Source organism: Geodermatophilus sp. SYSU D00700, from assembly GCF_054050255.1.
In genome coordinates, this window is sequence record NZ_JBJGZA010000038.1 from 38,665 (window position 1) to 45,194 (window position 6,530).

The window sequence follows — 6,530 nt, forward strand, 5'->3', positions numbered from 1 at the left end:
GCGGACCTCTCCTCAGGTGATCGCGAGCGGGGTGACCCAGGCGCCGGTGGCGCCGCGCAGCTTGGCGTGGCTGACGACGAGCAGGAACTCGCGCAGCCCCGCGGCGGCGGCCTCGGCCAGCCGCAGGTTCTCCAGCACGACGACGCCGTGCCGGACGTTGAGGGTCTGGGGGACCACGAACGGCTCGGCCGGGTCCTCGGCCGGCACCGGCCCGTAGCTCCAGGTGTCGCAGCCGGTCAGGGCCACCCGGGAGGCGGCGAGCCACTCGGCCAGTTCCGTGCCGGGGCCGGGCTCACCGGCCGCGTAGCGGTCGTCGTCCACGCCCCACCAGCCGCCCCAGCCGGTGTGGAACAGCACCCCGTCCCCGGGGCGCAGCGTCCGGCCCTCCAGCGCGGCCTCGGCGTCGGCGACCGTGACGACGTCGCCGGGCCCGAGCCGGTCGACCCCGCGCACCGCGGCGACGTCGAGCAGCAGCCCGCGGGTGACGACCTGCGGGAGCGTGTCGACGCCGAGCCGGTTGGTGCCCCAGTCCTCGGCGATGTCGGCCAGCCGGTGGCCGTTGTACGTGCGGTCACCGGCCTGCAGGTGGTTGAGCGCGTCGAGGTGGGTGCCCATCTGCTGGGTCGCGGTGACCTGCTCGACGATCCAGTTGACCGCGTTGCGCCCCCAGCCCTCGGGGCCGCCGTCCGGGCGCCGGCGGTTGACGTGGTGGTAGTTGGTCGTCAGGTAGGACCGGAAGGTGCGCCCGGGGAAGGCGGGGACGTCGGCGTGCAGCACGTGGGCGAGGTCGTGCACCTGCCCGGTCCGCACCAGGGAGACCGCGGCCAGCACCGTCTCCGGGGTGATCTCGTTGAGCGCCCCCGCGGCGTCGTCGGGTCCCCAGCGGGACGGGAACCACCCGGCCGTCCGCTCGTCGACCGACGGCCGGTCGTGCAGCGCCGTCACTCCGACGACCAGGTGGTCTCGAACGACGGGTAGAGGGTGAGCCCGCCGTCGACGAACAGGGTCTGGCCGGTGACGTAGGCGGCCTCGTCCGAGCAGAGGAACGCGGTGGCCGCGGCCATCTCCTCGGCGCCGCCGGCGCGGCGCATCGGGATGTGGCTCTCCACCATCTCCCGCTTGACCGGGTCGTCGATCCAGGACCGGTTGATCGGGGTGACCGTCGCCCCGGGTCCGATGCCGTTGACCCGGATGCCCCGGCCGGCGTACTCGAGGGCGAGGGTCCGGGTGAGGTTCTGCATGCCGCCCTTGGAGACGGAGTAGCCGACGAACCGGGGCTTGGGGATGACCTGGTGGACGCTGGAGACGTTCACGATGCTGCCGCCGGTGCCGGTCGACAGCCAGGAGCGGATCGCCTGCTGCGCGCACAGGAACGCGCCGCGCAGGTTGACCGCGAGGACCTTGTCGAAGGCGGCGACCGGGAGCTCGTCGGTGTCGGCGGCGACCTGGATGCCGGCGTTGTTGACCAGGTAGTCGATCCGGCCGTACTCGTCGTGGACCCGCTCGAACATCGCGGCGACCTGGTCCTCCTGCGACACGTCGGCCGCGACCAGGATCGGGTGTGTCCCGGCGGCGGACATCTGCTTCATGCAGATCTCGACGCCGTGCTCGATGGCCTCCCTGGTCTCCTCGGCGCCGTCGGGCGGGCCGACGTAGTTGATCGCGACGTCGACGCCCTCCTCGCCGAGCCGGATGGCGATCGCCTGCCCGATGCCGGAGCTGCCGCCGGTGACCAGTGCCTTCTTGCCCTGCAGACCCTTCACGTCCCGCTCCCTGAGAGAAGTGACCGTCCGTGGTGGAAGAAGCGGACGGCGTCGTGCGTGGTGGTGATCCGGTCCGCACCGGCGGCGGCGCCGAACGGTGCGTTCCAGTACGCGTCCCGGACCGGCGGTCCCCCGTGCGGGCCGACGTAGAGGTAGGGCTCCGGGAAGGCGTCGTCGCCGGGGGAGGAGCCGTAGTTGACCGCGCCGAGCGTGATGCCGACGTCGAGGTGCTCGGGCCAGAGGACCGGCTCCGCCGGCTGCTCCAGCTGCGCGGCGAACCGGCGCAGCGACGCCTGCCCGAGGGTGAGCCAGTCGGCGAGCCGGCGGGCGGCGGCCGGGTCGACCGGCAGCGGCGCGTCCGGGTCCGGGTCGGTGGCCGGCCGGTAGCTGCCGCGCAGCCCGAGCTCCACCCCGGCGAAGCGGGCGGCGTCGCCCAGCGTGGTCAGCGGCCGGGAGCGGACCGAGCCGTCGCGGACCACCAGCAGCTCGTCGCCCACGACGGCGAGCTGCCGGTTCCCGATGCCGACGGTGGTGGTGAAGCCCCCCGGACGGGGCCGGAGCCGGATCGTCCCGGCGGCGGCGAACTGACCCGCGGCGAGCACGTGCTCGGCCAGCCGGTGCCAGCTCGTCCGCGTGGTCCCCAGGACCTGCGGCGCGGTCGTCGTCATGCCCCCGTGGTCCCGTCCGCGCCCACCGCGTTACGCCGGGGACCGCACCCGGCCGCGTTCCCGTGGCGGAGAGCCCTGTCGCGCCCGGCGGGCCGCTGCCAGGCTGTGCCCGACCCGACGACAGCCGCCCGGAGCGGCTCGTACCGGGAGGAGCGGACGGGTCATGGTGCTCTCGTCGGTGCAGGCGACGCCGGTCCGCGCACGCGGCGGGCCGGTGCTGCTCCCCGTGCCACGGGAGGGCGCCTCCGTCGAGCCGGTCATCACCACCAAGCTCTTCGTCCCCGCGCTCGGCAGGCGGCCGGTCGAGCGGCCGCGGCTCGTCGGGCGGCTCGCGCGGGCCCTGGACGTCCGGCTGACCCTCGTGGTCGCCCCGGCCGGGTGGGGCAAGAGCACGCTGGTCGCCCAGTGGCTGCGCGCGGCCGGCGTCCCGGCCGGCTGGCTGTCCCTGGATCCCGCGGACGGCGACGTCACCCGGTTCTGGCGGTACCTCCTCCTCGCCGTGCAGCAGGCCGACGCCCACGTCGGGACCACGGCGCTGCGGCGGCTGGACGCGGCCGGCGCCGACGTCGAGCGCGACGTGCTGCCCGTGCTCGTCAACGAGCTGGCCGACGCCGGCCGGGACCTGGTGCTCGTCCTGGACGACTACCACCTGGTCGACGCCGCGCCGGTGCACCGCTCGGTCGCCGCCCTGCTCGACCACGCCCCGGCGACGTTCCACCTGGTCGTCGTCTCCCGGACCGACCCGCCCGTGCCGCTGAGCCGCCTCCGGGTCGCCGGCGACCTGGCCGAGGTCCGGGACGAGCACCTGCGGTTCACCGCCGAGGAGGCCGCGGACCTGCTCGACCGCGCCGCGGTGCCCGGCCTCTCCGCCGGGGAGGTGCAGCGGCTGGTCGCCCGCACGGAGGGGTGGGCGGCCGGCCTCCAGCTGGCGGCCCTGCGCCTCACCGACCGGGCCGACCGGCAGGCCCGGGCCGACTTCGTCGACCGGTTCACCGGCGCCGACCGGCACGTCGTCGACTACCTCGGCGAGGAGGTGCTGGGTTCGCTGCCACCGCGGCTGCGGGAGTTCCTCCTGCGCACGTCGGTGCTGCCCCGGCTGTGCGCGCCGCTGGCCGACGCCGTGACCGGTGGCGACGACGCCGTCGCGATGCTCGACGAGATCGCGCGGGCGAACCTCTTCCTCGGCGCCCTCGACGACGAGGGACGGTGGTTCCGCTACCACCAGCTGTTCCGGGACCTGCTGCAGTACGAGCTGCGGCGCACCCGCCTCGAGGACCCCGCCCTGCTGCACCGCCGGGCGGCCGGGTGGTTCCGGGACCACGGGGAGCCCGAGGAGGCGATCGGGCACGCCCTCGCCTCCGGGGACGCCGTCCTGGCCGGTGGGCTGGTCGGCGAGGGGTGGCGGGCCCAGTTCAACCTGGGCCACCTGCGGACCGTCCAGGGCTGGCTGGACGCCCTGCCGCCCGCGCAGGTCGCCGCCGACGCCGGGCTCACGGGCGCCCGGGTGTGGCTGCACCTGGACCGCGGGCAGCTCGACGAGGCCGGCGCGGCGCTGGCGGCGGCCTCCGTGCCCGCCGACGACCTCCACCTCGAGGTGCTGCGGGCGCTGCACGCCTTCAAGGCGGGGGACGTGCCGCGTGCCGAGGAGCGGCTCGCCGCCCTGCGGGGGCGGCCCGCCGATCCCTTCCTCGACACCGTGCAGGACCTCGTCGGCGGCGTCTGCGCGCTGTGGCTGGGCGACCTGCGGCGGGCGGGGGAGCGGCTGCACCGGGCGGCGGCCCGCGCGGAGGACACCGGCAACCGGCTCGCGCAGGTCTACGCCCTCGGGTCGCAGGCGCTGGTCGCGGTGCTGACCGGGGACCCGGGGTCGGCGGAGCAGTCGATCGCCCGGGCCGACGACGTCGTCGCGGACGCCGCCGTCGGCGCCCACTTCGTGGCGATGTCCCCCGCGCTGGCCGCGGCGCGGCTGGCCCTCGTCCGTGGCCGGTGGGAGGACGCCGCGGTCTCCGCCGAGGCGGCCGCCGGGCTCGCCGCCCGCGGTGCGGGGCGCGTCGAGCAGGCCGCCGCCCTGGTCACGGCGGCGGAGGCGGCCCGGCACGCCGGGCGCGACGGGGAGCGGTGGCTGGCCGCGGCCGCGGCGGTGCTCCGCGACTGCGCCGACCCGGGGCCGACCGTCCGGGACTGGCTCGGCCGCGAGCAGCGCGCCCGCCGGGTCCGGGACTCCGCCGCGGTCCCGGTGGAGCCGCTCACCGAGCGGGAGCTGGCCGTCCTCTCGCTGCTCCCCACCACGATGTCGCAGCGGGAGATGGCCGGCTCGCTGTTCGTCAGCCCCAACACGATGAAGACGCACCTGCGGGCGATCTACCGCAAGCTGGGCGCCGAGTCGCGCGACGACGCGGTGCTGCGGGCCCGCTCCGTGGGCCTGCTCTGATCCCCGGGGGCCGGCGGCGTGCGGTCGCCCCGGGGCCTCACCCCGCCGGCCACCCGCCGTCGGCGACCAGGACGGTCCCGGTGACGTAGCTGGCCTGCGGCGAGCACAGCCACACCGCGGCCGCGGCGATCTCGCCGGGTTCGGCGATCCGGGACAGCGGGACCCGCTGCAGCAGCTCGGCGCTGACCTCGGAGGTCATCCTGGTCCGGGTGACCCCCGGCGCGACGGCGTCGACCCGGATGCCGGTCCCGGCGAGCTCGACCGCGGCCGCCCGGGTCAGGCCGTTGACCCCGTGCTCGGCGGCGACGTAGGCGCCGTTGTCCGCCATCGCGGCGTCCCCGAGCATCGACGAGGTGTTGACGACGGCGCCGCGGCCCCGGCGGCGCATGTGCGCGATCTCGGCGCGCATGCAGTGCCGGACGCCGACCAGGTCGACCTGCAGGACCCGCAGGAACTCCTCCGGCGGGTACTCGTCCAGCGGCACGAAGGGACCGGCCACCCCCGCGTTGTCGTGCGCGGCGTCCAGCCGGCCGAAGCGGTCCACGGTGCGCGTCACGGCGGCCAGGTCGGTCACGTCGGCGACGACCACCTCGGCCTCGGCACCCGCCGAGCGGACCAGGTCGGCGGTGCCGGCGAGGCCGTCGGCGTCGACGTCGAGGAGCGCCACCGCGGCACCCGCCTGCGCGAAGGCGACCGCGCCGGCCCGGCCGATGCCCGAGGCCGCCCCGGTGACCAGCGCGACGGTGCCGGCGAGGTCGTCCACGGTGTCCTCCCGAGCTCGTCGGCGGAGGCTCCGCCCGCGGCCCCCAGCATGGACCGGCGCTCAGCCGCGGTAGTAGTCCTCGAGCGCGGACCGCAGCGCCGCCCGGCCGCGGTGCAGCAGGACCCGCTGGTTGGCGGCCGACAGCTCCAGCGCCGCGCACGTCTCCTCGGCGGACAGGCCGTGCACGTCGCGCATCTCGACCACGCGGCGCTGCCGGTCGGGCAGTCCCGCCAAGGCCCGCCGCAGGTGCTCGCCGACCTCCCGGTTGAGCGCCCCGTCCTCCGGCTGCTCCCAGGCCCGGGGGGCGCCGGTCGAGGTCCAGTGCCCGGGGTAGGCGCCGTCGGGCCCCTGGAAGCGGGCCGGGTCGACCGTCGGTCCCGGCGCCGGGGAGCCGGTCAGGTCGGCCGACGCCACGACGCGCGCGTCCCTCGCCCACCGGCTCTTGGCCCGGTTGATGAGGATGGAGAACGCCCAGCTGCGGACCGTGGACCGTCCCTCGAAGCGCGCGATCCCGCCGATGACCGCCAGCCACGTCTCCTGGACCACGTCCTCCGCGGCGTGCCGGTCGCGGACGTAGCGGCGGGCGACCGACAGCATCACGGGGGACCAGTCGTCGACGACGGCGGCGAACGCGGCGGCGTCGCCGGCGCGCAGCCGGGCGAGCAGCTCCGCGTCGGCGGTGTCCCTGCGGCCGGTGTCCCTGTCGGCGGTGTCGCTGTCGGCGAGCGCCTGGCGGCTGAGCTGAGGCATCGTCCCTCCCCGGGCTGTCCGGGAGTCAGCCTGGCGCGGCCGCGGGTGGGGGGCCTCCCCCTCCGGGGGGGGGGGGGGGGGGGGGGGGGGGGGGGGGGGGGGGGGGGGGGGGGGGGGGGGGGGGGGGGGGGGGGGGTGGGTGGTGTTTGGTGGCG

At 76.8% G+C, this 6,530-nt stretch carries 6 protein-coding genes; 1 reads left to right on the top strand and 5 read right to left on the bottom strand.

The features are described from left to right. Positions 1–12 precede the first annotated feature (12 nt). The 3 genes from ACI79V_RS20340 to ACI79V_RS20350 are packed head-to-tail and all read right to left on the bottom strand — an operon-like array spanning position 13 to position 2,431. A complete protein-coding gene (locus ACI79V_RS20340; protein WP_456876933.1) occupies positions 13–945 on the bottom strand; it encodes a cyclase family protein in 933 nt (310 codons plus the stop codon). Then, the gene (locus ACI79V_RS20345) at positions 942–1,763 is read right to left on the bottom strand and encodes a glucose 1-dehydrogenase (RefSeq protein ID WP_456876932.1); all 822 of its coding nucleotides are present in this window, start codon (positions 1,761–1,763) and stop codon (positions 942–944) included. The genes ACI79V_RS20340 and ACI79V_RS20345 overlap by 4 nt, the downstream gene beginning before the upstream one ends. Then, positions 1,760–2,431 carry a hypothetical protein gene (locus tag ACI79V_RS20350; protein ID WP_456892178.1) on the bottom strand — a complete coding sequence of 224 codons (672 nt, stop codon included), beginning with the start codon at positions 2,429–2,431 and terminating at the stop codon, positions 1,760–1,762. The genes ACI79V_RS20345 and ACI79V_RS20350 overlap by 4 nt, the downstream gene beginning before the upstream one ends. Before the next feature lie 163 nt (positions 2,432–2,594). Here ACI79V_RS20350 and ACI79V_RS20355 point away from each other — a divergent pair, with 163 nt between their 5' ends. After that, positions 2,595–4,862: a LuxR C-terminal-related transcriptional regulator gene (locus ACI79V_RS20355; protein WP_456892180.1), complete on the top strand. Its 2,268-nt coding sequence runs from the start codon at positions 2,595–2,597 to the stop codon at positions 4,860–4,862. A gap of 37 nt (positions 4,863–4,899) precedes the next feature. On the opposite strand, the gene ACI79V_RS20360 is transcribed toward ACI79V_RS20355, so the two are convergent. Next, positions 4,900–5,625, bottom strand: coding sequence for an SDR family NAD(P)-dependent oxidoreductase (locus ACI79V_RS20360; RefSeq protein ID WP_456892182.1), 726 nt, complete (start codon positions 5,623–5,625; stop codon positions 4,900–4,902). Between the two features lie 60 nt (positions 5,626–5,685). Continuing rightward, positions 5,686–6,375, bottom strand: a complete 690-nt coding sequence (locus tag ACI79V_RS20365; protein ID WP_456892184.1) for an RNA polymerase sigma factor — start codon at positions 6,373–6,375, stop codon at positions 5,686–5,688. Positions 6,376–6,530: the final 155 nt, after the last annotated feature.

Coding starts and splice junctions, on each gene's coding strand:
- ACI79V_RS20350 (WP_456892178.1), bottom strand. CDS start 2,431: ATGACGACGACCGCGCCGCAGGTCCTGGGGACCACGCGGACGAGCTGG.
- ACI79V_RS20355 (WP_456892180.1), top strand. CDS start 2,595: ATGGTGCTCTCGTCGGTGCAGGCGACGCCGGTCCGCGCACGCGGCGGG.
- ACI79V_RS20365 (WP_456892184.1), bottom strand. CDS start 6,375: ATGCCTCAGCTCAGCCGCCAGGCGCTCGCCGACAGCGACACCGCCGAC.